General features: G+C 65.5%; 21 protein-coding genes and 1 pseudogene. 5 read left to right on the top strand and 17 right to left on the bottom strand.

Annotated features, from left to right (window positions below; genetic code table 11):
* Positions 1 to 4: 4 nt before the first annotated feature.
* The 5 genes from ACCD06_RS23370 to ACCD06_RS23350 all read right to left on the bottom strand — a co-directional run bounded on the left by ACCD06_RS23370 (position 5) and on the right by ACCD06_RS23350 (position 5,059).
* Complete coding sequence (locus tag ACCD06_RS23370) at positions 5 to 2,443, bottom strand: PAS domain-containing protein (RefSeq protein ID WP_413343894.1); 2,439 nt, start codon at positions 2,441 to 2,443, stop codon at positions 5 to 7.
* 275 nt (positions 2,444 to 2,718) lie between these two features.
* Positions 2,719 to 3,135 (bottom strand): VOC family protein, encoded by a 417-nt coding sequence (locus ACCD06_RS23365; RefSeq protein WP_413343892.1) that lies wholly within the window; start codon positions 3,133 to 3,135, stop codon positions 2,719 to 2,721.
* A complete protein-coding gene (locus tag ACCD06_RS23360) occupies positions 3,132 to 3,785 on the bottom strand; it encodes a hypothetical protein (protein WP_413344091.1) in 654 nt (217 codons plus the stop codon). Before ACCD06_RS23360 ends, ACCD06_RS23365 begins: the two co-directional genes overlap by 4 nt.
* A complete protein-coding gene (locus ACCD06_RS23355) occupies positions 3,691 to 3,945 on the bottom strand; it encodes a nucleotidyltransferase domain-containing protein (RefSeq protein ID WP_413343890.1) in 255 nt (84 codons plus the stop codon). Before ACCD06_RS23355 ends, ACCD06_RS23360 begins: the two co-directional genes overlap by 95 nt.
* 337 nt (positions 3,946 to 4,282) lie before the next feature.
* Positions 4,283 to 5,059: a toll/interleukin-1 receptor domain-containing protein gene (locus ACCD06_RS23350; RefSeq protein WP_413343888.1), complete on the bottom strand. Its 777-nt coding sequence runs from the start codon at positions 5,057 to 5,059 to the stop codon at positions 4,283 to 4,285.
* Positions 5,060 to 5,215: 156 nt separating this feature from the next.
* Here ACCD06_RS23350 and ACCD06_RS23345 point away from each other — a divergent pair.
* Positions 5,216 to 5,611: pseudogene (locus ACCD06_RS23345) on the top strand (IS110 family transposase); the annotation flags it as partial.
* Between the two features lie 400 nt (positions 5,612 to 6,011).
* Here the strand turns inward: ACCD06_RS23345 and pcaB are convergent.
* The 6 genes from pcaB to ACCD06_RS23315 form a co-directional block, all read right to left on the bottom strand.
* Positions 6,012 to 7,361, bottom strand: coding sequence for a 3-carboxy-cis,cis-muconate cycloisomerase (gene pcaB, locus ACCD06_RS23340; RefSeq protein WP_413343886.1), 1,350 nt, complete (start codon positions 7,359 to 7,361; stop codon positions 6,012 to 6,014).
* Between the two features lie 27 nt (positions 7,362 to 7,388).
* Positions 7,389 to 8,204, bottom strand: coding sequence for an HpcH/HpaI aldolase/citrate lyase family protein (locus ACCD06_RS23335; RefSeq protein WP_413343884.1), 816 nt, complete (start codon positions 8,202 to 8,204; stop codon positions 7,389 to 7,391).
* Positions 8,205 to 8,207: 3 nt separating this feature from the next.
* Positions 8,208 to 9,407 carry a CaiB/BaiF CoA transferase family protein gene (locus ACCD06_RS23330; RefSeq protein ID WP_413343881.1) on the bottom strand — a complete coding sequence of 400 codons (1,200 nt, stop codon included), beginning with the start codon at positions 9,405 to 9,407 and terminating at the stop codon, positions 8,208 to 8,210.
* Between the two features lie 10 nt (positions 9,408 to 9,417).
* Positions 9,418 to 10,278 (bottom strand): MaoC family dehydratase N-terminal domain-containing protein, encoded by an 861-nt coding sequence (locus ACCD06_RS23325; protein ID WP_413343879.1) that lies wholly within the window; start codon positions 10,276 to 10,278, stop codon positions 9,418 to 9,420.
* Between the two features lie 65 nt (positions 10,279 to 10,343).
* Positions 10,344 to 11,723 (bottom strand): C4-dicarboxylate transporter DctA, encoded by a 1,380-nt coding sequence (gene dctA / locus ACCD06_RS23320; RefSeq protein ID WP_413343877.1) that lies wholly within the window; start codon positions 11,721 to 11,723, stop codon positions 10,344 to 10,346.
* Positions 11,724 to 11,752: 29 nt separating this feature from the next.
* Positions 11,753 to 12,859, bottom strand: a complete 1,107-nt coding sequence (locus ACCD06_RS23315) for a 4-oxalomesaconate tautomerase (protein WP_413343875.1) — start codon at positions 12,857 to 12,859, stop codon at positions 11,753 to 11,755.
* A gap of 142 nt (positions 12,860 to 13,001) precedes the next feature.
* On the opposite strand from ACCD06_RS23315, the gene ACCD06_RS23310 reads away from it, so the two are divergent.
* Together ACCD06_RS23310 and ACCD06_RS23305 are read left to right on the top strand one after the other, a co-directional pair.
* The gene (locus tag ACCD06_RS23310) at positions 13,002 to 13,892 is read left to right on the top strand and encodes a LysR family transcriptional regulator (protein ID WP_413343873.1); all 891 of its coding nucleotides are present in this window, start codon (positions 13,002 to 13,004) and stop codon (positions 13,890 to 13,892) included.
* A gap of 372 nt (positions 13,893 to 14,264) precedes the next feature.
* The gene (locus tag ACCD06_RS23305; protein WP_413343871.1) at positions 14,265 to 14,699 is read left to right on the top strand and encodes an N-acetyltransferase family protein; all 435 of its coding nucleotides are present in this window, start codon (positions 14,265 to 14,267) and stop codon (positions 14,697 to 14,699) included.
* A 233-nt stretch (positions 14,700 to 14,932) separates the two neighbouring features.
* Here the strand turns inward: ACCD06_RS23305 and ACCD06_RS23300 are convergent, their stop codons facing one another.
* A complete protein-coding gene (locus tag ACCD06_RS23300) occupies positions 14,933 to 15,325 on the bottom strand; it encodes a winged helix-turn-helix transcriptional regulator (RefSeq protein WP_413343869.1) in 393 nt (130 codons plus the stop codon).
* 90 nt (positions 15,326 to 15,415) lie between these two features.
* On the opposite strand from ACCD06_RS23300, the gene ACCD06_RS23295 reads away from it, so the two are divergent.
* A complete protein-coding gene (locus ACCD06_RS23295; RefSeq protein ID WP_413343867.1) occupies positions 15,416 to 16,138 on the top strand; it encodes an SDR family NAD(P)-dependent oxidoreductase in 723 nt (240 codons plus the stop codon).
* 479 nt (positions 16,139 to 16,617) lie between these two features.
* Here the strand turns inward: ACCD06_RS23295 and ACCD06_RS23290 are convergent, their stop codons facing one another.
* The 5 genes from ACCD06_RS23290 to ACCD06_RS23270 form a co-directional block, all read right to left on the bottom strand.
* Entirely contained in the window at positions 16,618 to 16,929 is a 312-nt protein-coding gene (locus tag ACCD06_RS23290) for a hypothetical protein (protein WP_413343865.1), read from the bottom strand.
* Between the two features lie 72 nt (positions 16,930 to 17,001).
* Complete coding sequence (locus ACCD06_RS23285) at positions 17,002 to 18,615, bottom strand: MFS transporter (protein WP_413343863.1); 1,614 nt, start codon at positions 18,613 to 18,615, stop codon at positions 17,002 to 17,004.
* Positions 18,612 to 19,724 (bottom strand): HlyD family secretion protein, encoded by a 1,113-nt coding sequence (locus ACCD06_RS23280; RefSeq protein ID WP_413343861.1) that lies wholly within the window; start codon positions 19,722 to 19,724, stop codon positions 18,612 to 18,614. The genes ACCD06_RS23285 and ACCD06_RS23280 overlap by 4 nt, the downstream gene beginning before the upstream one ends.
* 100 nt (positions 19,725 to 19,824) lie before the next feature.
* Positions 19,825 to 20,271, bottom strand: coding sequence for a carboxymuconolactone decarboxylase family protein (locus tag ACCD06_RS23275; RefSeq protein WP_413343859.1), 447 nt, complete (start codon positions 20,269 to 20,271; stop codon positions 19,825 to 19,827).
* Between the two features lie 83 nt (positions 20,272 to 20,354).
* Positions 20,355 to 21,107, bottom strand: coding sequence for an SDR family oxidoreductase (locus ACCD06_RS23270; protein ID WP_413343857.1), 753 nt, complete (start codon positions 21,105 to 21,107; stop codon positions 20,355 to 20,357).
* A gap of 250 nt (positions 21,108 to 21,357) precedes the next feature.
* Here ACCD06_RS23270 and ACCD06_RS23265 point away from each other — a divergent pair, with 250 nt between their 5' ends.
* Positions 21,358 to 22,977, top strand: coding sequence for a winged helix-turn-helix domain-containing tetratricopeptide repeat protein (locus ACCD06_RS23265; protein ID WP_413343855.1), 1,620 nt, complete (start codon positions 21,358 to 21,360; stop codon positions 22,975 to 22,977).
* The last annotated feature ends 207 nt before the right edge of the window (positions 22,978 to 23,184 follow it).

Here is a 23,184-nt window from a genome sequence, read left to right as displayed (position 1 = left end):
GCGATCACGCTCCGCTTACGAAAATCTGGCCGAGCTGATCCGCCGGGATGCCCGACCCGGTATCGCTGATGGACACCGCCACGAACTTGCCGGCTCCGCCCGCATGCCTGCGGATCGGCGGCATCTGCGCGTGGGCATCGACATGCACCCTCAAGGTGCCCTCGCCATTCATGGCGTCACGGGCGTTCACCACCATGTTCACGACGGCCGTCTCGAACTGGACCACATCCGCCTCGGCAAAGCACCGATGGCATGCGGCGTCGATCACGATCTGGATGCGGCTTCCGACGATGGTGCGCAGCATGTCCGTGATTGCCTGCATCCGCTCAGGCACATCGAACACCTCCGGTTTGAGCGCCTGCCGTCGGGCAAAAGCCAGCAGCTGTCCCGTAAGCTTGGCGGCACGGTCCACCGTTTCGGTGATCGCGTCGATGTAGCGACAGCGGCGCTCCTCTGCGAGATTGGGCCGGCGCAGGAACTCGACCGACGAACGGACAATGGTGAGCAGGTTGTTGAAGTCGTGAGCCACGCCACCCGTCAATTGCCCCACCGCCTCGAGCTTCTGCGACTGGCGCAGGGCTGCCTCGGTCTTCTCACGCTCTGCGACCGCATGAAGCACGCGGGTTTCCAACTCCTCGTTGAGAGCGCGCAGGGCAGCCTCGGCTTTCCGACGATCGGTGACATCGAGAACGAACTCCACCACTTCGTCGCCGACCTTGCGTGGTGCGAACAGCCCCCACCAGCGCGAGCCGTCCTTGCGGAAATACTGCTTCTCGTAAGGCGTGGCCTCACCCGTCGTCATCACCTGTTCGACCGCCCGCCAGGACTCCGGGTAGAATTCCTCTGGCGTGAGCTCCTGCCAAGTTTTGCCGAGCGCCTCTTCACGGCTGAAGCCAGTCATCGCCAAGAACGCATCGTTCACCTCGGTGAGCCCGAAGTTCGGCCCCCAGAACAACACTCCGACCGTGCTGATCCCCACGGCTGTCCTGAGGCGCTCCTCGCTGCGGCGCAGCGCCTCCTCTGCGCGTACCCGCTCGCTGATGTCGCGGTAAAAGGCCGCCACTCCGCCTGGAACCGGGTAGACGCGCAGCGCCAGCCAGAGGTCGTGTCCGGTCGCCGCATCCTGGTAGTGATGGTTCAGCTCCACCGGCACGCGCTCGCCCATCGCCCGGCGGTACGCGGCCTCGACCGGGGTTCCGACCGAGGCGGGGAACAACTCCCAGTGGGTCTTCCCGACGATCTCACTTTCAGGTCGGCCATCGATCCGCAGGCCTTCAGCATTGATCTCGGTGACGCGGTAATCCTCGTCGAGAACAAGGAAGCCCTCGCTCATTGCCGCCAGTACGCTGCTGTATCGTGCGTTGCTGGTCTCAATGGCAGCCTGGGCCAGATGTACCTCTGTGACATCGTGGCCCTCGCAGAAGATCCCGGTGATGCGACCAGCCTCGTCCCGCACAGGCTCGTAAATGAAGTCGAGGAAGCGCTCCTCCGCGATCGCATCGGGTGAACGTCGGAGACGGATCGGCAGATGATGAGCCGCGAAGCGCTTGCCGCTGGTGTAGACTTGGTCGAGCTGTTCGAAGAAGCCTTGCCCTTCGAGTTCGGGGAAGACCTCGCGCACGGTCCTGCCGACGAAGTCACGGTCACCGAACAGGCGCCTGTAGGCTTGGTTGACGAACTCGAAACTATGCTCCGGCTGAGCCAGGACCGCCACAAAGCCTGGCGCCTGTTCGAACAGCCGTCGCTGGCGCTCGGTCTCGGCTGCAAGCCGCCGCTCGGCCATGACCTGACCCGTGATCTCGGTGCAGGGGCAGAAGAAGCCGGTGATGGCCCCTGCCTCATCGCGCACCGGCGTGTAGGAAAAGGCGAAGTGAGTTTCCTCCAGATAGCCGCGGCGCTCCATCATGAGTGTGATGTCGTCCATGTGGACGGGCTCACCGTTGTAGGCCTGCTCGACAATGGGCAGCAGATCGGCCCGGATTTCATGCCAGACCTCGAGAAAGTCGCGGCCCAAGGAAGCCGGATGCTTCCGTGCAAGGATTTCGGCGTAGGCATCGTTGTAGAGCAACGTGCGGTCCGGACCCCAGGTGACGAACATCGGCTGGATGGAACCCAGCATGACCCCGACCAAGGTCTTGAGGCCGGAGGGCCAGCCGGTGGGCTCCCCGAGCGGCGTCGCCGCCCATTGGTGGGCGCGGATGAGCGTCGCCATCTCGCCCCCACCAGAGAGGAAGTCCAGTCTGCGGTTCGATCCAAGGCTGCCGTGCATCGCGTCCGATCTCGTTGGTGCGCCGGATGGTGAGCCGGTATGGCCCAACTCAAGCTGAGCCAGGCAAGATGTCATTCCCGGCTCATGGAAGAAGGCGTGAAATGGGAAATCGAGCGGGAACTGTAAAGGCACCGTGCGAATATCGGATTCATCTTGTTCAGCTGCTGCCGGCATCTCCAGAGGAAGCCTGATTCTCCAAAATCCCACGCATTTTTGAGATATAGTTCCTGCTGCCTCTCAGAAGCCGCCCAGGGGGCGGCTCGTGCCTCGGAAACGGCAAAGGCCGCCGACTGAGCGCCGACGGCCTTGCTGTCGTCGCGGAAAGGTGGGGGCAGGCATCACTGGGCCATGGCTTCTACGCCGATCCGTAGGCCGCCGCCAGTCTCGCATCCCTGCACCACGCTGGCCGGCGTGGAAAGCGGACGGTCCGCCTTTGTTGATGTCTTGGATCAGTCGGACGCGTGGGGTTCGATCAGGTCCCAGAGATTTCCGTAGAGATCCTCAAACTTGGCGACCATCCCGTACGGCTCCGATCGCGGTGATTCGCGGAATACGACGCCCGCCGCGAAGTAACGGGCATGATCGCGGGCGAAGTCGTCCGTTTCAAGGAACAGGAAGACCCGACCGCCGCCCTGTCGGCCGACGGTGGCGCTCTGTTGTTCCCCGATGGCTCTTGCGAGAAGGAGCGAGGCGTCACCTCTGGGAGGCCCAACGACGACCCAACGCTTGCCGTCCGCCAGCTTGGTGTCCTCCCGTAGCTCGAAGCCCAGTTTGTCGACGCAGAAGGCGATCGCCTCGTCGTAGTCTCGGACCAGCATCGTCGCGAGGGATAGGCGCCGACGTCCCGTTCGATCGTCAACCGTCATCGGCTGTGGTCTTTCATGTCTGGCAACCCTCGACCGATGAAGTCGCGAAGGAGATCGGGCATCAGCCTGGTCTTTTTCAGCGCCGGATCGTCGGCCCGTAGATCAACGTAAAGGTCGATGCAGGCTTCGATGGCGTCCCTCACCGAAGCGACGTCGTGACGAGCGAGGGTCGTCGTCAATCTCTCATGCTCGTCCAACCGCAGAAGCTCCAGGCGTCTCACACCCCGCTGGTTCTTGCCGGCACGTCGATGTAACAAGGGGCCGAGCACCTGTTCGCGGAAGAAGCCAAGCATGCCGATCGCCTCGTAGAGTTCACCGCGAGCGAGCTTGGTGGCCGCGTAGTGCAGCCAGATCCAGGCGCGGGCTTCGAACCATTCGGAGGGTAGGTTCGGCCATTCGACCCGACCGAACCGTACACGCCTCTCAACTTCCGCATAGTCCCGGGCGAACAGGATCGCACGGCGTTCAATTTGGTTGTCGAGGTCGGCAGCCAGGACGAACTTCAAATCTACGTGCAGAAGTGGCGGACCGTAGAGACAAATCAGAAGCCGCGGCTCACCGACATGCTCGCCCGTGAAGGCACCGAGGAGATCGGGCAACGCTTCGGCAAAAAGCCATACGCGACGCCATGACGCCTGAGTAGCTGTCATCCTCAACGACGATCAAGAAGTCGAGGTCCGAGTGCTCATCGAAGCCTCCGTGTATGTACGAGCCGCCAATCAGAAGGGCGCTGAACCGATCGTCGGATGCGACCGCATCGCGAACACATTGAAGAAACGTGGCATGAAGATGGGGAAGGGTGCTGGGCATGTTTTTCTCCTAGCCAGCACCTCAGGATGCAATGATCAGAGGTGCCTTTGCAAGCTGTCACTTGCGCATCGACGACGGCTGCTTGCGTGTGAATGGGGGGCGAGTAGCCGCCCAGCTTCTCGGGGTCACTACACGGAAGTGCGCAAATTGCACGGGATCTGAGAACGCGGCGCGAGCATGGGCGTGGCTGCGCGTTCGCGCCCCCTTGTTGCTGACGAAAACGGTCGGCCCATGCCCCGGAAACAGCAAAGGCCGCTGGCTGGGCGCCGGCGGCCTCGCTGTCGCAAATAGGTGCGCATTCTGGCACACCAAACCGGGCCGGAGCCTCAGGGTCAGGTCAGGCACGCCCCTCGCCGCCCTCGCCGAAGCCATACCGTTCCAACTGCTCGAAGCTACGGGGTTGCACGATGTCGGTGAGCACCGCCAGGATGTCGGACACCTGGGTGAAGAAGCGCTGCATCAGCCGCAGTTCAGCGCTGCCGGATTGACCCAGGACGTCCACGCCGTGCTCGCGGGCGGCAGTGTCGAGCGCGTCATGCTGCGTCTTCCAATGGATGGCCCATTTCACCCGATCCAGCGGGGTCCAGATCGTGGCGTCCGGCAATGCATAGACGCGCACCCGGTCGAGGAAAGCCTTTCCCTCCTGCCGGCTGGTGCGCCAGATCTCGCTGAGTTCGAACAGGCAGTGGGGCGAGCGCAGATACTTGTCGCTGAGGATGACAAGGACGCGGTCGCCACCAGCGATCCGCCGCATGAAGGCCGAAATGCTGTCACCCAGCTCGAGAACCTCCTTGTCGCGCAGAATTTTGCGTCCGCGCGCCGCGGCGGCGTCGCACAGCCGGTCCACCACGTCCTCGCGCGCCTTTCCCTCGGGCGTTCCATCCCCCCAGGCGTAGGACACGTACCATTCCGGCAGAGCTGGTTTCTCCTGGGCGAAACTCATTGCCGCTTTCTCCCGTGTCGTGTCGGCCGAGGTCGAACGTTCCATCGCCGACGGCCGCAGGCCCATTCGGTTCTGTGCCCTTTCCACCAGCTTGACGAGAAGGTCCAGCAGTTCCGCCGCAAGACAGCCCTGGGTCCGGACCACGATCTCTCCCTGCCAGGGACCGGTCATGGTCTGCTCGATGCGCAGCCGGCTACCGCTGGTCGCTTCGAAGCCCGCTAGACCCCATGTCCCTGCTGAGCTGCAGGTGGCTCGTCTCACGTTATGTCACGCACGAGGACTGCGCTGGGTGGGCCGGCGCCGAGCCTCAGACACAAGAGACAAGCCATGGAGCAGAATACCGGGGTGTTTGTCGCCATGGACACGCACAAAGAGACGATCGCCGTCGCGGTAGCCGAGGCCGGACGCTCGGGCGAGGTGCGCTTTTGGGGCGAGATCCCCAACCGGGCAGATACAGTGCGTCGGCTGGTCGAAAAGCTGGCTGGCAAGTACGGCCGGCTGAGCGTGTGCTACGAGGCTGGGCCGTGCGGCGATGAACTGCACCGGCAGATCACTGATCTTGGCCATGAGTGCGTGGTGGTTGCGCCTTCACTCATTCCAGTACGCAGTGGCGATCACGTTAAGACCGATCGGCGCGATGCCCCGACCCTGGCGCGGCTGCACCATGCCGGCGAACTTACTGCGGTCTGGGTGCCCGACGCAGCTCATGAAGCCATGCGCGACCAGCGGGCGCAGCTTCGCTGATCTGGCTGGCCAGCATCGGCCGGCGCCGGTCAGAAGTAGGATCCCGGCCAACTGCCTCCGAACATCCGCAAAGAACCAATTGCAGATATAGAGCTTTTGGTGCAGCACCGATAGCTGCCCTCCGACATCTAAAGGCAGGCTGCTGACAGCCCGCCTCTTTCAGCCATCGAGCGCAGGGCCTTCCTGCAATTTCCCGGTGCTTTGTCTTCTACGGGGCGCCCATAACGCCCTTCTGGAGGAGTCCCGACAGGCACCGCGCAGGAGGAACGGTCCGCGCAGCCCGACAACACTGGCCGGGATGGCGGGTGTCCCGTTCGCCCAGGCGAAAACAACCAACAACCTGCGCTTGGTTCGTGTGAGCCTGTCCTGAACGGCCCAATCAGCTGTTCATGCGGGCCAGCACACGATCGACCATGACACCGGACTGTCCAAGGTAATTGGCCGGGTCGCACAGCTTGGCCAGTTCGGCGCGGCTGAGGCAGGCGCTGACTTCCGGCGTCTCGGCCAGCAGATCGAGCAGCGGTCGGTTCTGCCGCACCGCCTCGCGGCACAGGTCGTAGACGAGGTCATGGGCGTATTCGCGGCCGATGTGGCGGCCGAGCCCCATCATCACCGCCTCCGATGCCACCAGCCCGTTGGTCATGTCCAGATTGACGCGCATCCGCTCGGCATCGACCTCCATGCCGCTGACCACGAACCGCGCCTGCTTCAGGGCGCCGGCCAGCAGGCAGAAGGCTTCCGGCAGGACGATCCACTCGATCTCCCACGGACCGGTCGACCGCTCGTGGTCGGCCACCATGGCGTCGAGCAGGGCGGCCGTGTGCTGGCGCACCACGGAGATCGCAGCGTGAATGTAGCAGCTGGAGATCGGGTTGCGCTTCTGCGGCATGGTGCTGCTCGACCCGCGGCCGTGCGCATAGGGCTCGTAGACCTCGCCGACTTCCGTCTGCATCATCAGCTTCACGTCCATCGACAGCTTGCCGAGCGTGCCGCCGACCAGACCGAGGAAACAGCCGACTTCGGCAATGGTGTCGCGGATGGTGTGCCAGGCGATCACCGGCTGGGCGAGCCCCAACTCCTCCATCAGCCCGGCCTGGGTTTCCATGGCGCCATGCTCCAGGGAGGCCAGCGTGCCGGACGCTCCGGCGAATTCGCCCATCAGCACGCGCGGGCGGAGCTGGTCCAGCCGCTCCCGATGGCGTTCGACCGCCGACAGCAGCCCGGCCATCTTATAGCCGAAGGTCACCGGAACCGCCTGCTGAAGGTTGCTGCGGCCGATCATCGGCGTGTCGCGGTGGCGCTTGGCCAGATTGGCCAGCGCCGCCGAAAGGGCGGCCAGATCCTCGCTCACAAGGTCCAGCGCCTCGCGCACCTGCAGGACCGTCGCCGTGTCGGTGATATCCTGCGTGGTGGCGCCCCAGTGGCAATATTCGCCGAGCCGGTCGCGGCAGAGCGCGTTGAGCTGCGAGACGACGCCCAGCACCGGATAGCCGATGCGTTCGGTCTGCGCCTTCAGCTTCGCCATGTCGATCTTGTCGAAGGAGCAGTTGGCGACGATCTCGTCCGCCGCCGCCTGCGGGATGATGCCCAGCCGGCCCTGGACGCGGGCGAGTGCCGCCTCAATGTCCAGGTACTTGCGGGTGCGGTTCTCGTCCGACCAGACCCCACGCATGGCCTGGGTGCTGAAGATGTCGCCGAAGATGGTGGAGTCAATGATTGTGGACGGCATGGGTCTGCTCCTCCCAAGGAAAATTTGTCAGTTAGCGACGCGGTCGAGGATCGACTGCGCCTTCAGCAGCACGGGGCGGTCGACCATCCGACCGTCCACCTGCACTGCGCCCGCGGTGCCCTCGGCCGCGGCGGCGACCCGCCGGGCCCAGGCGATCTCCGCCTCGTCGGGCGTCAGGGCCCACCTGACGGCCGACACTTGGCGAGGGTGGATGCACAGTTTGGCAGTGAAACCGACGGCACGCGCCCAGGCGACGTCGCGGGCGATCGCGTTGTCGTCGCCGATCTCTGCCGTGACCCCGGCGATCGGCGGCGCCCGATCGGCGCAGCGCGAGGCGACGGCGATCGCCAGGGCCGGTCCCGTTAGGCCGCGCTCGTCGCCGGACAGGTTGAGATCCATGGTGAAGTCGAGCGTGCCGAAGGCGAGACGCTGGACGCCGTCGGTGGCGGCGATCTCATCCACGGCGCGCAGGCCGCGGGCGGTCTCGATCAACGGAACCACGCTTCCACCGGTGGAGGCGAGCGCCGCGCCGACCCGGGTGACCTGCCCGGCGCTCTCGGCCTTGGGCAGCATCACGCCGGAGATGCCGCGCTGGTGCAACAGCGCGAAGTCATCGACGAACCAGGGCGTCGTCTCGTCGTTGATTCGGACCAGCACCGGCGTCTCGCGGCGCGGACCGGAGTCCAGCCAATCGCGCACCGCGGTGCGTGCGATGGCCTTCGCGCCGGGCTCCACGGCGTCCTCCAGGTCGAGGACGACCGCGTCGGCACCGGAGCCAACCGCCTTGTCGAAGCGGTCCGGCCGGTTGCCCGGCACGAACAGATAGGTGACAGGGAGGGCCATGGATCAGATCGCCTTTTCGCTGCGCAGCCGGGCGATGTCGCCGGGCGCGTAACCCAACTCGGCCAGAATTCCATCCGTGTGCTGGCCGAGCGCCGGCACAGGGTCCATACGCTCATCCCCCGGACCCCCCACCATGCCCGGCGGCAGCAGGGCCGGCACCGGCCCGTTCTGGGTCTCCACCGTGCGCCAACGGTTTCGGGCCGCCAGTTGCGGGTGGTCCCAGACGTTCTGCATGGTGTTCACCTGGGCGTTGGCGATGGAGGCTTTCTCCAGCCGGGTGACCACCTCATCGGCGGTCAGGCCAGCGAAGGCCGCCACGATGATCCCGCGTAGTTCGTCGCGCGCCGCGTTGCGGCGGGAGTTGCTGGAGAAGCGCTCCTCCCGCGCCAGTTCGGGGCATTGCAGCACCGTCTCACAGAAGGCCACCCACTCGCGCTCGTTCTGCAAGCCGAGCAGCACGGTCTTGCCGTCACCGGCCGGAAAGGGTCCGTAGGGGTAGATGGTGGCATGGCTGGCGCCGGTGCGGGCCGGCGGCGGCGCGCCCTCGAAGGCGTAGTAGAGCGGGTAGCTCATCCACTCCACCAGCGACTCCAGCATGGAGACGTCGATCTTGCAGCCGCGTCCGGTCTGTTGACGTTGCAGGAGCGCCGCCAATATGTTGCTGTAAGCGTACATGCCGGCGGAAATGTCGGCGATGGACGGGCCGGCCTTGGACGGCGTTTCCGGCGTGCCTGTCACCGACAGGAAGCCGGATTCGCCCTGGATCAACAGGTCGTACGCCTTCTTGTCGCGGTACGGTCCGTCGCCGCCATAGCCGGAGATGTCGCAGACGATGATCCCCGACTTCTCAGCGGACAGCGACTCGTAGGACAGGCCGAGGCGGGCGGCCGCACCGGGGGCGAGGTTCTGCACCACCACGTCGGCGTGCTCGCGGATCAGGCGCTTGAGGATCGCCTGCGCCTCCGGGTGCTTGACGTCGAGGGCCAGGCTTTCCTTCGAGCGGTTGGTCCACACGAAATGCGAGGCGACACCCCGCACCCGCTCGTCGTAGCCGCGGGCGAAGTCGCCAACGCCGGGGCGTTCGACCTTGATGACGCGGGCGCCGAGATCGGCGAGCTGGCGCGTCGCGAAGGGGGCGGCGATGGCGTGTTCCAGTGTGACAATGGTGATGCCGTTCAACGGTTTCATGGTGGCGGCTTTCATGATCTCCTCCTCACTTCAGGACCGCGGTGGCGTCCATGGTCAGCCAGCCCTCATGGTCCTTGGCCCACAGGCGGACCGTCTTGCCATCGGCTGATGGCGTGCCGCACACCGAGAAGGGGTTGATGTCGAAGGTCGGCCGCACCGCCTTGAAGCTGTAGGAGGCGACCTCGGCCTCCGGCCGCTGGTGGCGCAGCAGGTCGAGCAGCAGGGTGGCAATCAGCGGTCCGTGCACGATCAGCCCCGGATAGCCCTCCATCTCCGTCACATAGCGCCGGTCGTAGTGGATGCGGTGGCCGTTGAAGGTCAGTGCCGAAAAGCGGAACAGCAGCACGTCGTCGGGCACCCAGCGGCGCTCCCAGGCCGCGTCCGCCGGCGCCGGCCGCGGCTCCGGCGGCGTATCGCCGGGCGTGGCGGCCTCGCGGTAGACGATATCGTGGAACTCGGTCAGCGCGACGTCGGTCTCGCCGGCGCGGCGGATCTCGTGGCGGACCTTGACGAAGACCAGCGGACCAGTGCGGCCGGATTTCTCGGTCACGTCATGGATGGCGGAGGTCCGGGTCAGGGTGTCGCCGACGCGCAGGGGGCTGCGGAACTCGAACTGGCTGCCCGCCCACATGCGGCGGGGCAACGGCACCGGAGGCAGGAAGCCGCCACGCTTGGCATGCCCGTCCGGCCCGATCTCCGACTGGCGGTGCAGCGGCAGGAAGTAGAGCCAGTGCCACAGCGGCGGGAGCGGAGTGCCGGCCGCGGGGCGCTCGGCGGGCCGGTCCAGCGTGGCCGACAGCGCGGCGTAGGGGGTGGCGGTGACGGTATCGGACACGGTCTCGGTCCGGCCGATCCAGTCCTTCGCGGTCATGGTCGGGGCGTTCATGATGGCGTCCTCGAACTTGCTTGCGGCTTCCGGGCAGAGCCCCCTTGGGGGCGATCTCCGGGAGATCAGTGCGACGGCTGGGCGGGGGCCCGGGTGCTCAGTTGCAGGGCGGCGATGTCGCCCTTCTCCTCCAGGGTCCGCTCGGTGCTGGCGTAGCTCTGGTTCAGCTCGCGGTGCAGGACATCACGGTCGCAGGCGTTCTCCCAGATTGAGACGACGATGCTGGCGACGCAGTTGCTGATGATGCTGGTCAGGGCACGGGCCTCGGACATGAAGCGGTCGATGCCGACGAGCAGCGCGACGCCGGCCACCGGAAGATCCGGCATCACCGTCAGCGTGGCGACCAGGGCGACGAAACCACTGCCGGTGACGCCGGCGGCACCCTTGGAGGTCAGCAGCATAACGCCGAGCATCGTGAAGATCTGGCCGGCCGACAGGTGGATATCGCAGGCCTGGGCAATGAACAGCGAGGCCAGGGTCAGATAGATCGCCGTGCCGTCCAGATTGAATGAATAACCCATCGGCAGCACCAGGCCGGAGACGCCCTTCTTGCAGCCCAGCGCTTCAAGCTTCTGCAGCACGCGTGGTAGGACCGGTTCGGAGGACGAGGTGCCGAGCACGATCAGCAGTTCCTCACGGAAGTAGCGCAGGATCTTCCACAGGCTGAAGCCGTGCAGCCGGGCCAGTGTGCCGATGATCGCTACCAGGAAGACGCCGCAGGCGACGTAGAAGGTGAGGATCAGCAGGCCGAGCGAGCCGATGCTGTCGATGCCGTATTTGCCGACGGTGAACGCCATCGCGCCGAACGCGCCGATGGGGGCCAGCTTCATGATGAAGCCGAAAGCGGCGAACAGCACGTGGGAGAAGGACTCGATGCCTTGGACCACCGGCTCGCCGGCCTCGCCGACCCGCGTCAGCCCGAAGCCGACCAGGACGGAGATCAGCAGCACCGGCAGCACCTCGCCCTCGGCGAAGGCACCGAAGAAGGAATGCGGGATGATGTGCAGCACGAAATCGGTAAAGCCGACCGGTGCGGCCTGCTTGGCGAAGCGCGCGGCCACCGCGGGGTCGAGCGAAGACGGCGACACGTGCATGCCCACGCCGGGTTCGATGATCAGGACCGTCGCCAGCCCAATGAGGAGTGCCGCCACCGTCAGCGCGTAGAACAGCGCCATCGATTTGACCAGCGTCTTGCCGATCTCGCGGGTGTCGTTGAGGCTGGTGATGCCGCTGACGATGGTGCAGAAGACCACCGGCGCGATCATCATCTTGACCAGCTTGACGAATCCGTCGCCGAGCGGCTTCAGGGAGGCCCCAATGTCCGGCCAGAAATGGCCCGCCAGGATGCCGAGGGTCAGGCCGACGGCGACCTGGAAATAGAGGGCCTTGTAGATGGCCTTGGACTTGGCAGGCGTCGGGGTATGAGCTCCCGTTTGTAGACGCATGGCGTTTCCTCCTCTGTAATGCTGTGGGATCAGGCCGCCATGGCGGCCCGCGGCGGGGTCGAGGGCCGTGCGAACACGGTTCCCTCGAACAGGCGCCGCGCGGTGCGCAGGATGCCGGCTACGGGGGCAGCTCGGCCGACACCCGCTTCAAGGCGGACGGTCAGCCGCCCGGCAGGATGTTCGAAAGTGACGTCGCCGGGCATGGCAAGCAGCCCACCCAATGCGGCGGCCACGGTTCCGGGAATGGTGCAGGCTGTGGCGGTGGCGACGGCGCCGGTGATGGCCATCGCCCGGTGGCAGTCGTGCGGCATGAAATAGCGAACGGTCAGCGTGCCGCCGCGCGCCGGCGGGGCCAGCAGGACGGGCTTGGGGATCACCAGCCCAGCCGTATTGGGGAACCCCATGCGGCGGCCGGCTTCAACGCGCAGCGCCTCCAGCCGGGTCATGAACTTCCGATCGGCCCGGTAGCTGTCGGCAGGTTCATAGCCGGTCTTGCCGAGGTCGGCGGCATGGACCAGCATCACCGGGATGGCCGCGTCGATGCAGGAGACCTCAATACCGTCAATCAGGTCGGCCGGCACACCGGTGGGCAGCAGCCGGCCGGTGTTGGCGCCGGCAGCATCCAGAAAGGCGAGGTGGATGGGAGCGGCGGTGCCGGGCACGCCGTCGATCATGGCCTCGCCCTCATAGACGACTTGGCCGCCGGGTGTCTGGACACACGCCTCGATCAGCTTGCCGGTGTTGACGTTGTGGATGCGCACCACCGTGACGCCGTCCGTCGTTTGAACCAGCCCGGACTCGATGGCGAAGGGGCCAACGGCGGCCAGCATGTTGCCGCAGTTGGGCGAGGTGTCGACCACGCCTTCCTGCACCCGCACCTGGGCGAACAGGTAATCCACATCCGCACCGGCCCTGGTGGCGGGACCAACGATCGCGACCTTGCTGGTTAGCGGATTGCCACCACCGATGCCGTCGATCCCGAGATCGTTCCCCGCTCCCATCACCGAGAGCAGGAGAGCATCACGCTCCGCCGGAAGGGCGGGAAGATCGGATGCGAGGAAGAAGGGTCCGCGGGAGGTCCCGCCGCGCATCATCACGCAGGGAATGCCGATCTGGCGGTTCATCAGATTGGTCATGGCGCTTGGTTTCTCTTGATTTCGCCGGCAGCGAAGAAAGCCGATGCACCGATATTCAGACTGTGAACGATATTTGTGAAATGCATTGATTCGCGGTATTATTCCATTCTACACATCAATCCAGGTGCGGGCGGAGTTCGGCATGAATTTCGAACTGGTGGACCTGAAGGCGTTCGTGGCGGTGGCCGAACTGGGCAGCTTCAATCGCGCTGCCGAGTTGCTGAACCTCTCGCAGCCCGCTCTCAGCCGCCGCATCCAGAAGCTGGAGGATACGCTGGGCGTCGCCCTGTTCGAGCGCTCGACGCGCCATGTCGCGCTCACCATGGTGGGACGCGACTTCATGCCCAAGGTTCGGCGCTTCCTGGACGAATTCGAGTCATCGCTGCTGGGGATCAGCGATCTGGGCGTCCGGAGCGGCGGGCAGATCACCATCGCGTCCGTTCCGACGGCGGTGTTCTACTTCTTGCCGAACGCGATCAGCCGCTTCAGCGTCGCGTTCCCGCGCATCCGCATCCGCATCCTGGACCTCGGCGCCAACGAGGGGTTGGAGGCGGTGGCCCGTGGCGAGGCCGATTTCGGCATAAACTTCATTGGCACGTCACACCCGGACATCGAGTTCACGCCGCTGGCCGAGGACCCGTTCGTCGTTGCCTGCCGGCACGATCATCCGCTGGCATTGCAAAAAGTTGTGAACTGGGAGGAATTGGCCGCCCATCGGGTCATTACCGTGGGCCGGACCAGCGGCAACCGGGCGCTGATCGACAACGCCCTAGCGCAGCACGGTCTGAAACTGAACTGGTCCTACGAGATCACGCATCTAGCCAGTTCGCTTGGACTGGTTGAGGCGGGCCTTGGCGTCGCGGTGCTTCCCAAGCTCGCCACCCCAGCCTCTGGCCACCCCATCATCCGGACCATCCCGCTGAGCCACCCGAAGATTTCTCGGACGATCGGCGTCGTCCAACGACACGGCGCCATCCTCTCCCCAATGGCGGCGCGCTTTCTGGGGGTGCTGCTCGGTTCCTGGAAAGCCTGATGCTCTTATGCAATGCCGCGTCGCGTTGAAAGCCGTCGAAGGACGGCTGCTGGCGCAATGCGGTTCCAGTCCAACTTCCGCTTCGGGTCAGAACCAGACGCTTGAGGGTGTCGGGAAAGGGGCGGCATAGCCACCTCGCTTGCATGCCGGCGGCGATCAGCTGGCCAGCACCAGCCCGGCCGGCTCCTCGATCTCCACCGCGGCCGCCAGCACGTCGATGTCGAGGCCCTGCGCTTGGTGCCCACTGTCCGGCGCCGACGGCGCGGCGTAAAATCAGCCGCTGAGAACCGATGTCGCGAAAGGGACCATGACGGATGGCTTTGGTGAGACAACTCGTGCCAGACGATGCCGAGGCCTTGCGGATGCTCCGTCTTGAAGCCCTGGAGTCGCATCGAGGCATTCGGATCGAGCCATGCCGAGGAGAGTGCCCGTTCCGTCGATACGTTCGCGGCATGGACCACGGGCGGCTACATCGCCGGTGGGTTTGTCGACAACCAGCTCGACGCGATGGCCGGCCTATCCATTCCTAGGACGGTTAAGCAGATGCACAAAGGCATGCTCTGGGGCGTCTATGTCCGGGAATGCCGGCGAGGCAGCGGCCTTGCTGAAGCGGTGATGGACGCCGTTCTCGACCATGCCGGAACACGGGTCGAGCAGATCCACCTCTCCGTCGCCGCCGCCAACGAACGTGCCATCAACCTCTACCGGCGCTTTGGGTTTCAGCCGTACGGGACCGAGCCGAGGGCGCTGATGGTCAACGGCATCTACATCAATGAACTCCTGATGGTGAAGTTCCTGAGCCGCTAGGCGAGGCAGTGTTTCGGTCCAGTATGATCTGGGCGACAATGGCGGTCACGATCGCCTGGGTGCTGTAGCGAAAGGGAGGCACCGCCGGCGTCACCATGGTCAATCAGCCCGCCAGTTGGCGCAGCCCGGCGGATCAGGCTGGTTGGCATCGACCGACGCCGGTCAGGTGAAAGGACGCCCCTCGATCACCTCCGAACGTCCGCAAAGCGCCAGGAGCGGACACAGGGACGCCGTCAACGACAATTTGCCGTGTTGTCATAGCTCAGCGTGGCTGCCTCGATCTTGTCGCCGTTGGCCTTTGCCCACAAGCACAACGCTTCAAACGGCTCCCGCAGTGAATGGCCTAGTGGAGTGATTGCATATTCCACGCCAATCGGTTGCGTTGGGAGTACGGTTCTCGTCACAAGGCCGTTCCGCTCAAGCCTCTTCAAAGCATCGGCCAGAGCCTTGTGGGTGATCCCATCGAGACGCCGCTTGAGTTCGTTGAACCGCGCAGGTTTCGGACAGATCACTGTCAGTATCAGGATCGTCCATTTGTCAGCGATCTTGTCGAGCACCGGACGAACCTGCGCCATGTCGCAAAGCGCGCGATGAGAAAGTGCCTCCAGGTCGGTATACTGGTCCATATCTAGGCTATTCCAGGTGCGTAATTGATATCAGGTATACAGCGCATATCATGTCGAGACCATTCAGTGGAAGGACTTACGATGGCTCGAATGAATGACAAAGTGGCTTTGGTCGTCGGTGGCGCAAAGGGTATCGGCCTAGCGATTGCTGAGCGGCTTTCTGCCGAAGGGGCAAATGTCTTCATCACCAGTCGTAGAGGTGAAGATGCTGAAAAGGCAGCCAGAGGCATCGGCAATGGCACGGTCGGCATTACCGCTGATGCAAGCTCTCCGGAAGATTTGGTGGAGGCTGTTGAGAAAGTTCGAAAAGCATGCGGTCGTATTGACGCGCTCGTTCTGAATGCAGGTCTTTCCGAGCCTTCGCAGATCGCCGAAATAACTCCGGACCACTTCGACCGCCACTTTGGCGTCAACGTCCGAGGGATGGTGTTCGGCCTACAGGCAGCGCTCCCCGCAATGACAGAAGGCAGCTCGGTCGTCCTCGTCGGGTCCATAGCCGGGAGCGCCGGCTACTCGGGTTATGGAACCTACTGCGCAACCAAAGCGGCCGTTCGATCCTACGCCAGAACTTGGACGGCAGAACTCGCAGCAAAAGGTATTCGGGTCAACGTCGTTGCACCCGGCCCCACGGATACGGAGATGATGGCTGCTGTTGCGGAAGACACTCGCGCGGCAATTGTCGCTCCGATTCCGATGGGTCGTTTGGCACGGCCTTCAGAAGTGGCTGCGGCCGCCTTGTTCTTATTGAGCGATGACGCAAGCTATATCGCCGGTGCTGAACTGTGCGTCGACGGTGGCTTGCGGCAGGTCTAAGGGTCTTTTGAAAAGGTGTACCCGATCTCGAATAGGTCGGGTACAGCAACACGCGCTCAATGACAGGCTGACTTTAAATTGAAGCCGTTCAACGTCGAAAAAAGTCACGGAACACCGAGTGCGATCATGTTAGCGCCTCTGTTCTCGACGAACCCATCCACCTGTCGTGAACCGTCCGCTTCGGGTCAGAAGCGGACGCTTGAGGGTGTCGCGAAAAGGGCGGTATGGCCACCTCGTCACCGCTGATGATGGATGGACCAACAAACTGGGCTATTTGTAGGTGGGCAGTGGCATACCAAGGTATGTTCACCAGCCATTAACTCGGCCGTACCACCCTGCGGCATCTTGTCCAGGGGGGCCTTTGAAGTGGGTGCCTTGTTGAGCGTTGCGGTTGCTATAGCAGGTGGATTTACAGCCGAAATCGCTGATCTTGGCGATCGTCGGGAAATTTCCGTCGTCCGTCGGGTAGGAACGGAAGTCTACCATGAGGTGACTACGGCGTCGTTCGACGCCTGCATCAGGCGTTTCGCCGCAGGATCAGCTGGCCCAGGTTGAGCATTGGTGTGGGACATCGGGTCAGTTTCGGGGGAACGGCGTCCTGCGAACTGGCTCGGCCGGTCGATCAGGGCATCAATGCCGGCTAGCCCGCCAGCCGAATCCTTCAGTACATGGCGCATGGCCATTGACGGCGCCGAATCGAGACGGCGAGCAGAAATTCCGCTCATGAGGACCTTAGAGTCGACACCGGAAACAATGTCGCGAAAGGGAGGCGTCATCAGAATGAGCATCATGCTCAGGTTGACGGGCTGGGCGCCGTTGGCGGCACCTCGGTCAATCAGCCTGTCAGCCGGCGCCTGCCTCGGCTATCGGGCTTCACTGCCGGCCCGGCGATAACGCGCCGCGCGCCCCATCCTGCGACGGGAGAGGCCGATCTTGATACCGATCAGCACGGGAGCGGCGATGACGAAGAGCAGGGCGACGGCGTTGAACGCCGTGTCGAAGGCGATCACCGTGGACTGACCCGTCACCGATCGGCCCAGAAGGCTCGTCGCGACCCGGTTCGCCGCCGCCGCCTCCAGCCCCTTCGCCGTCAGCGCGGCTGCGGTGGTCGTCAGCCGCTCGATGAGAAGGGAGCCTCCCGCGGTGACGTGGGCGCCGAGGACCGCGGCGTTGGCGGCGATGTCATGGTCGATCAGGGTCTGGAGCGCCGCGACTCCCATCAGGCCGCCAAGCTGGCGCCCCATGTTGAAGAGGCCGATTCCGGCCGCAAGAGACCGGCGGTCGAGGGTGTCAAAAGCGATCAGGGTGATCGACAGGAACAGCAAGCCAAGACCTAGGCCGCGCAGCAGGATCGTCGCCATCATATCGCCGGCGCCGCTCTCGGCGGTCGAGCCGGACAGCATCCACATGGCGGCCATGATCGCCAGGATGCCTAAGGGCACCGTCGCGAACGGGGAGACGCGGCGCACCTGAATCAGAAAGGCGGCCATCAGAAGCGAGCCGATGAAAAGCGCGCCGCTCGGCAACAGGAGCAGACCGGCCTCGATGGGGGTGAAGGCGAGGACGGACAGGGCGAAAGACGGAATCAGGAACGCGCTTCCGAACAGGGCGGCTCCGGCGACGAAGCTGACGATGAAGGCGAAGAAAAAGGCGTCCGATGAGAAGGTGGAGACGTCGAGCAGCCCCCGGCCCTTCATCGCGGCTTGCTGGGCCAGAAAGACCGGCAGAGCGGCTGCGCCGGTCACGGTCAGCCACAGGATGCGGGGCTCCTCGAACCAGTCCCACCGGCTGCCCTGACTGAGGACGCAGGTGACGCAGAAGAACGTGACGGCGATCAGGGCGAAGCCGACCCCATCAAAGGGACGGGGCGGGGCCGCGGCGGGCATCGGCCCGTTGGCGATCAGCAGAAGTCCCGCGGCCGCCAGGGCCAGCGGAACGACGCTGAAGAAGATCGAGCTCCAGGATTGGCTGTCGAGCAGCCACCCCAGGAAAGCGGGTGCGACGGTCGCGGGAGCGACGACGGCTCCCATGGCGAACGCGGCTTGAAGGACCGGTTGACGGGACCGGGGGCAAGCCAGAAAAAGGATCGCCTGTCCCCCGACGAGCAGGGTGCCGCCGGCGAAGCCCTGGATGGTGCGAAGAGCGACCAGCAGGTCCAGCTGATCGGTCAGGGCGGCGATGCCGCACGCCATGCCCATGACCAGGGTCGAGTTAACGACCATGCCGCGCGGGGGGACGCGGGTCATCAGCCAGGGGGCGGCCATGAAGCCGATGAGCTTGAGCGTGGTGTATCCAATGTCCAGCCAGGCGAACTCGTCGGGGGTCGCATACGTATCGCCCATGATGTCGCCGCGCCCGAGCGACAGGACGGTGCCGGCGACCGCCTCCGTCAGTGTGGCCAGCAGGATGCCGGCGACGAGGAGGATCTCGGCCGCAGCCCCGTCGCGGACCGGCGTGGCGGTGGAGGCGCCGGTCATCGGTCGTCTCCTCGGACGATCTCGACGCGCGCCGACAGGCCAGGCAGGAGGCGGCCAAGCAGCCGGTCGCCGACGAGTCGGATCTTCACCGGCACACGCTGGACGACGCGAACGAAGTTCCCCGTCGCGTTGTCCGCGGGCAGCAGGCTGAAGGCGGACCCGCTGCCGGGCGCGAGGCTGTCGACCACGCCGTCGAGCGTCCCATCCGGATAACCGTCGACGGTGATGCGGGCGCGCTGGCCGGGCCGGATGTGTTCGAGCTGGGTTTCCTTGTAGTTCGCCACCACCCACACGTCGTCGACCGGAACGATGTCGAGCAGGGAGGCGCCCGGCGCGACGAGGCGGCCGACGCGGACCTGGCGGTTGCCGATGACGCCGCCGACCGGCGCGCGCACCACGGTGCTGTTGAGATCGATCCGGGCGAGGTCGCACGCGGCCTCGGCCTGCGCCACGGCGGCGGCGACGGCGTCGCGCTGCGCCGCAAGCACGGCGAGGCGCTGCTGCTGGGCCTCGACCGCCGCCGAGGCGGCCGACACGCCCGCCTCGGCTTTCAAGCGCGCCGCGTCGCTTTCATCGAGGTTGGCTTGGCTGACGGCGTTGCCGCGGATCAGTTCGCGGCGGCGGTCGTAGGCCTTGGCCGCGAGAGTCATCTCGGCCATGGCCGACCGTCTCTGGGCTTCGGCCTGCCGGATCAGGACGTGCTGAAGCCGGGTCACCGCATCGACGTCGGCAAGCCGGGCCCGGGCGGCGTCAAAGTTGGCCACCGCCTGGGCAAGCCGCGCGCGGTAATCGCGGTCATCGATCCGGAACAGGACGTCGCCGATCCCGACGGTCTGGTTGTCCTCGACCTCGACGGTCGTGACATAGCCGGCAACCTTGGGGGCGAGCGAGGTCACGTCGCCGCGGATATAGGCATTGTCGGTCGCCGTTCCGCCGGTCGAACCGGCCCAGAGCCATCCCCCCGCCGCAGCCAGCACGGCGCCGAGGCATAGCAGTACGCCGGCCGTCCTTCTTGTGCCGGTGCGCGCAGCGGCGGCGCCGACCGCGGAATGTTCGCCGGTGACGCTTGCGTCGGCGACGGCGGCCTCCCTCCCCTCGATCCTATCCATTCCCTCATTCCCTGTTAGGTGTGACCGGCCGCCACCGCCACGTCGGGGTGTCGCCGGAGGGGAGCGGCCGCCGCTCGCCGCCGCTCCCCTCCGCATCGGCTCAAGCCTTGGCGGCCACCGAGAGACGGAAGGGGGCACCCAGCCGGTTGAAGGCGTTCATCGCGGCGATGGCGATGGTGAGATCGACCAGATCCTTCGGCTCGAACGCCGCCGATGCCGCCGCATAGGCGGCGTCCGACGCGTGGGTTTCGCTGACGCGGGTCACCTCCTCGGCCCAAGCCAGGGCCGCGCGCTCCGTATCGGAGAACAAATGCGGGACCTCCTCCCACACCGGCACCAGTGTGACCTTGTCGATCGACATCGTCTTGCGGAGGTCGCGGCTGTGCAGATCGATGCAGTGGGCGCAGCCGTTGATCTGCGAGACCCTGAGGAACACCAGATGGATCAGTTCCTCGGGCAGGTTGGTGCTCTTCGTGACGTAGTGATGAACGCCGAACAGAGCCTTCGCGCCGTCGGGCGCGACCTCGTGCCAAGCCAAGCGTGCCATGTCCTTTTCCTTTCCTGGATATGATCGATTGCGGTGCCCGCTTCGCCGGCCCATGGCCGCCGCAGGGGTGTCTTCGAAGTCCTTCAGCGCGCGGTTTGCCGGCCGAGCCAGTCCTCGAACCGGATGGCGCCGAGGCGGGGGTTCTGGCCGGGGGTCAGCGATTGATCGTTGAGAACGTCGCCGAAGTAGCGCGCGTGGATGTCCGGCACGACCTTGCGCGTGTCCTTTGTCGCCAGCAGGAAGCGCCGGACCAGCTCGTCGAGCGGAATCGCCTCCGGACCGGCGACTTCGAGCGTGCCGCCAACCGGCGGCGCGAGGGTGACGTCGACGAGCGCCGCCACCACGTCGTCGGAGGCGATCGGCTGGATCAGCGCCGGCGACAGGCGGATTTCCTCGCCGACGGTGGCCGACTGCGCGATCCCGCCGACGAATTCGAAGAACTGCGTGGCGCGCAGGATGGTGTGGGGAATGCCGGACGCCTTGATGAGGCTTTCCTGGGCGACCTTCGCCCGGAAATAGCCGTTGTCGGGAAGCCGTTCGCTGCCGACGATCGAGAGGGCGACGTGGTGGCGGACGCCGGCGGCCGCTTCGGCGGCGAGCAGGTTGCGGCCCGAGGCCTCGAAGAAGTCGAGAACGGCCTTGTCCTCCCACACCGGCGCGTTCGCCACGTCGACGACGATAGCGGCTCCGTCAATCGCCTGGGCCAGACCCTCGCGGGTGATGGTGTCCACCCCCGTCTTCGGGGAGGCTGCGAGCGCATCGTGGCCGCGTTCGCGCAGCGTCTTCACCAGCTTCGATCCGATGAGGCCGGTACCTCCGATGACGACGATCTTCATGGGGTCTCTCCGCGGTTCTCGGCGCGAACCAGCGCCGCCGATGGGACGGAGAGTGCCTGGGCTTACCGAGGAAGTCCTTGCGGCGGGCTTGGATTGCCCTTCAAGAACGCTTGCTTTTCCGTCCAAGGAAGCCATGAGGCGCGCCTTGACGCGAACGGTGCAGCCGGCAATGCGCCACTGTGCTATCACTGGCACGTACCGTTCACCCGTCGCCCCGGACAGGGAGCCGAGGGGGATCGGCCCCGGGGAGATGGTGACCTTGCGGTTCACGTTCGGAGAGTGTGTGCTCGATCAGGAACGCCGGGAACTGACCCTGCGCGGACAGGTCGTGGGCGTCGGCCCGCAGGTCTTCGACCTGCTGCTGCATCTCGTCCGCAACCACGACCGCGTCGTCAGCAAGGACGACCTGCTGGAGGCGGTGTGGAACGGACGGATCGTCTCGGAATCGACCATCACCAGCCACATCAACGCAGTCCGCAAGGCCATCGGCGACAGCGGCGATGAGCAGCGCCTGGTCCGCACGGTCCCCCGCAAGGGATTCCGCTTCGTCGGTGCGATCGAAGGTGGTGCGATCGAAGGCGGTGCGACCGGGGAGACACGGCAGCCCGGCGGATCGGAAATCGCCAGCCACGCGTCCGGCGAAGGCAGGGAGACACCGTCCGGGCCGGCCCTGCCGGGCAAGCCCTCGATCACCGTGCTGCCTTTCCAGAACCTGAGCGGCGACCCCGAGCAGGACTATTTCGCCGACGGGGTGGTGGAGGACATCATCGCCGCCCTGTCGCGCATCCGCTGGCTATTCGTCATCGCGCGCAACTCGAGCTTTGCCTACAAGGGCCGGGCGGTGGATGTGACGGAGGTCGGCCGCGAGCTGGGCGTCCGCTACGTGCTCGAAGGCAGCGTCCGCAAGGCCGGGAACAGGGTGCGCATCACCGGGCAGCTCATCGACGCGACGAGCGGGACGCATCTCTGGGCGGAGCGTTTCGAGGGCATGCTCGACGACCTTTTCGAACTGCAGGACCGGATCGCCGAAAGCGTCGTCGGCGCGATCTCGCCGCAGCTCGAGCGGGCGGAGATCGAGCGCGCCAAGCGCAAGCCGACGGAAAGCCTAGACGCCTACGATTACTATCTCCGCGGCATGGCGAAGCTGCACAGCGGAACCCGCGAGGCGATCGATGCGGCGCTGCCCCTGTTCCACAAGGCGACCGAACTCGACCCGGAATTTGCGTCGGCCTATGGCGCGTCGGCTTGGTGCCATCTCTGGCGCAAGGTGAACGGTTGGATGACCGACCGGCCCCGGGAGATCGCTGAGGGGGTGCGGCTGGCGCGGCTGGCGGTGGAGTTCGGCCGCGACGACGCGGTCGCCCTGACGAGAGCCGGGCATGCGCTCGGTCACTTTGCCGGCGATCTCGATGGCGGCATCGCGCTCATCGACCGGGCCGTGCTGCTTAACCCCAATTTCGCCCCGGCCAGGTTCCTCGGTGGCTACCTGCGCGCCTTCCGCGGTGAAACGGAAAGCGCGGGCGAGCATTTCGCCCATGCCGTCCGCCTGAGCCCGCTGGATCCGGAGATGTTCCGGATGCAGGCGGGAACGGCGCTCGCGCATTTCTTCGCCGGGCGCTACGATTGTGCTGCGGCCTGGGCAGACAAGGCGTTGGGGAACCTGCCCGGCCTCCTGGTCGCCATCGCCCTGACGGCGGCGAGCCACGCGCTCGCCGGGCGGATGGAGGAGGCGCGGCAGGCGATGCGGGGGCTGCGCGCGCTCGACCCGTCCTTGCGCGTCTCCATTCTTAAAGAGTGGCTGCCGATCCACCGTCCCGAGGATCTCACGCGGTTTGCGGAGGGGCTGAGACTGGCTGGGTTGCCCGAGTGAACTCGGCCCCTGTCTGAAACCTCGACAGATGCAGCTTTGCGTCACAAGCCGCCGCTTCCGGCTGGCCGCTGCGTCCTCCAGGTCCTGCACACCCCGGCGTCGACCGCGCCGCCCTCGGGGATCACCTCGCCGACATGCCGTTGAGGATCAGATTTTGCACGCATGCGGGCATACGCGCTGCAGGATCCTCCCGCTGAAAGGATGTCG

It is taken from the genome of Azospirillum sp. CT11-132 (assembly GCF_047302835.1).
GTDB lineage: Bacteria > Pseudomonadota > Alphaproteobacteria > Azospirillales > Azospirillaceae > Azospirillum.
The sequence above is the reverse complement of the archived record's forward strand: the minus strand, read 5'-3'. Positions and strand labels throughout refer to the sequence as shown.

Excerpts from the sequence above, each read along its gene's own strand:
- ACCD06_RS23370 (WP_413343894.1), bottom strand. The coding sequence starts at position 2,443 with ATGCCGGCAGCAGCTGAACAAGATGAATCCGATATTCGCACGGTGCCT.
- ACCD06_RS23365 (WP_413343892.1), bottom strand. The coding sequence starts at position 3,135 with ATGACGGTTGACGATCGAACGGGACGTCGGCGCCTATCCCTCGCGACG.
- ACCD06_RS23360 (WP_413344091.1), bottom strand. The coding sequence starts at position 3,785 with ATGACAGCTACTCAGGCGTCATGGCGTCGCGTATGGCTTTTTGCCGAA.
- ACCD06_RS23355 (WP_413343890.1), bottom strand. The coding sequence starts at position 3,945 with ATGCCCAGCACCCTTCCCCATCTTCATGCCACGTTTCTTCAATGTGTT.
- ACCD06_RS23350 (WP_413343888.1), bottom strand. The coding sequence starts at position 5,059 with ATGACCGGTCCCTGGCAGGGAGAGATCGTGGTCCGGACCCAGGGCTGT.
- pcaB (WP_413343886.1), bottom strand. The coding sequence starts at position 7,361 with ATGCCGTCCACAATCATTGACTCCACCATCTTCGGCGACATCTTCAGC.
- ACCD06_RS23335 (WP_413343884.1), bottom strand. The coding sequence starts at position 8,204 with ATGGCCCTCCCTGTCACCTATCTGTTCGTGCCGGGCAACCGGCCGGAC.
- ACCD06_RS23330 (WP_413343881.1), bottom strand. The coding sequence starts at position 9,407 with ATGAAAGCCGCCACCATGAAACCGTTGAACGGCATCACCATTGTCACA.
- ACCD06_RS23325 (WP_413343879.1), bottom strand. The coding sequence starts at position 10,278 with ATGAACGCCCCGACCATGACCGCGAAGGACTGGATCGGCCGGACCGAG.
- dctA (WP_413343877.1), bottom strand. The coding sequence starts at position 11,723 with ATGCGTCTACAAACGGGAGCTCATACCCCGACGCCTGCCAAGTCCAAG.
- ACCD06_RS23315 (WP_413343875.1), bottom strand. The coding sequence starts at position 12,859 with ATGACCAATCTGATGAACCGCCAGATCGGCATTCCCTGCGTGATGATG.
- ACCD06_RS23310 (WP_413343873.1), top strand. The coding sequence starts at position 13,002 with ATGAATTTCGAACTGGTGGACCTGAAGGCGTTCGTGGCGGTGGCCGAA.
- ACCD06_RS23300 (WP_413343869.1), bottom strand. The coding sequence starts at position 15,325 with ATGGACCAGTATACCGACCTGGAGGCACTTTCTCATCGCGCGCTTTGC.
- ACCD06_RS23295 (WP_413343867.1), top strand. The coding sequence starts at position 15,416 with ATGAATGACAAAGTGGCTTTGGTCGTCGGTGGCGCAAAGGGTATCGGC.
- ACCD06_RS23290 (WP_413343865.1), bottom strand. The coding sequence starts at position 16,929 with ATGATGCTCATTCTGATGACGCCTCCCTTTCGCGACATTGTTTCCGGT.
- ACCD06_RS23285 (WP_413343863.1), bottom strand. The coding sequence starts at position 18,615 with ATGACCGGCGCCTCCACCGCCACGCCGGTCCGCGACGGGGCTGCGGCC.
- ACCD06_RS23280 (WP_413343861.1), bottom strand. The coding sequence starts at position 19,724 with ATGGATAGGATCGAGGGGAGGGAGGCCGCCGTCGCCGACGCAAGCGTC.
- ACCD06_RS23275 (WP_413343859.1), bottom strand. The coding sequence starts at position 20,271 with ATGGCACGCTTGGCTTGGCACGAGGTCGCGCCCGACGGCGCGAAGGCT.
- ACCD06_RS23270 (WP_413343857.1), bottom strand. The coding sequence starts at position 21,107 with ATGAAGATCGTCGTCATCGGAGGTACCGGCCTCATCGGATCGAAGCTG.
- ACCD06_RS23265 (WP_413343855.1), top strand. The coding sequence starts at position 21,358 with ATGGTGACCTTGCGGTTCACGTTCGGAGAGTGTGTGCTCGATCAGGAA.